At 57.1% G+C, this 1,684-nt stretch carries 1 rRNA gene (cut by a window edge); it reads left to right on the forward strand.

The features are described 5' to 3' along the window. Positions 1–1,684: ribosomal RNA gene (locus ACFV20_RS36635) — 23S ribosomal RNA — on the forward strand (its annotated part continues 1,282 nt past the right edge of the window); the annotation flags it as partial.

The following is a 1,684-nucleotide window of genomic DNA, read 5'->3' on the forward strand; positions in this document are numbered from 1 at the left end:
GGACGAGTCAGAAACCGTTGATGTAGGCGAAGGACATGCGAAAGGTCCGGCGTAGAGGGTAAGACCCCCGTAGTCGAAACGTCAGCGGCTCGTTTGAGAGACACCCAAGTAGCACGGGGCCCGAGAAATCCCGTGTGAATCTGGCGGGACCACCCGCTAAGCCTAAATATTCCCTGGTGACCGATAGCGGATAGTACCGTGAGGGAATGGTGAAAAGTACCCCGGGAGGGGAGTGAAATAGTACCTGAAACCGTGTGCCTACAAGCCGTGGGAGCGTCGGAGCAAGGCTTGCCTTGTTCTCGTGACTGCGTGCCTTTTGAAGAATGAGCCTGCGAGTTTGCGGTGTGTTGCGAGGTTAACCCGTGTGGGGAAGCCGTAGCGAAAGCGAGTCCGAATAGGGCGGTGGAGTAGCACGCTCAAGACCCGAAGCGGAGTGATCTAGCCATGGGCAGGTTGAAGCGGAGGTAAGACTTCGTGGAGGACCGAACCCACCAGGGTTGAAAACCTGGGGGATGACCTGTGGTTAGGGGTGAAAGGCCAATCAAACTCCGTGATAGCTGGTTCTCCCCGAAATGCATTTAGGTGCAGCGTCGTGTGTTTCTTGCCGGAGGTAGAGCACTGGATAGGCGATGGGCCCTACCGGGTTACTGACCTTAGCCAAACTCCGAATGCCGGTAAGTGAGAGCGCGGCAGTGAGACTGTGGGGGATAAGCTCCATGGTCGAGAGGGAAACAGCCCAGAGCATCGACTAAGGCCCCTAAGCGTACGCTAAGTGGGAAAGGATGTGGAGTCGCAGAGACAACCAGGAGGTTGGCTTAGAAGCAGCCACCCTTGAAAGAGTGCGTAATAGCTCACTGGTCTAGTGATTCCGCGCCGACAATGTAGCGGGGCTCAAGCGTACCGCCGAAGTCGTGTCATTGCAGCATATACGGCCAACGCCGGCTGTGATGGGTAGGGGAGCGTCGTCTGCCGGGTGAAGCAGCACCGGAAGGTAGTTGTGGACGGTTGACGAGTGAGAATGCAGGCATGAGTAGCGATTCACACGTGAGAAACGTGTGCGCCGATTGACTAAGGGTTCCTGGGTCAAGCTGATCTGCCCAGGGTAAGTCGGGACCTAAGGCGAGGCCGACAGGCGTAGTCGATGGATAACCGGTTGATATTCCGGTACCCGCTGTGAAGCGTCAAACATCGAGCATCGTGATGCTAAGGCCGTGAAGCCGCCCCGGAGCCTTCGGGCAAAGGGGAGTGGTGGAGCCGCTGAACCAAGCGGTTAGTAGGTGAGTGATGGGGTGACGCAGGAAGGTAGTCCATCCCGGGCGGTGGTTGTCCCGGGGTAAGGGTGTAGCCCGAGTGGTAGGCAAATCCGCCACTCATCAAGGGTGAGACCTGATGCCGAGCCGATTGTGGTGAAGTGGATGATCCTATGCTGTCGAGAAAAGCCTCTAGCGAGTTTCATGGCGGCCCGTACCCTAAACCGACTCAGGTGGTCAGGTAGAGAATACCGAGGCGTTCGGGTGAACTATGGTTAAGGAACTCGGCAAAATGCCCCCGTAACTTCGGGAGAAGGGGGGCCACACCTGGTGATGGACTTTACGTCCTGAGCTGGGGGTGGCCGCAGAGACCAGCGAGAAGCGACTGTTTACTAAAAACACAGGTCCGTGCGAAGCCGTAAGGCGATGTATAC

Source organism: Streptomyces sp. NPDC059696 (assembly GCF_042733745.1).
In the GTDB taxonomy this organism is placed as follows: domain Bacteria; phylum Actinomycetota; class Actinomycetes; order Streptomycetales; family Streptomycetaceae; genus Streptomyces.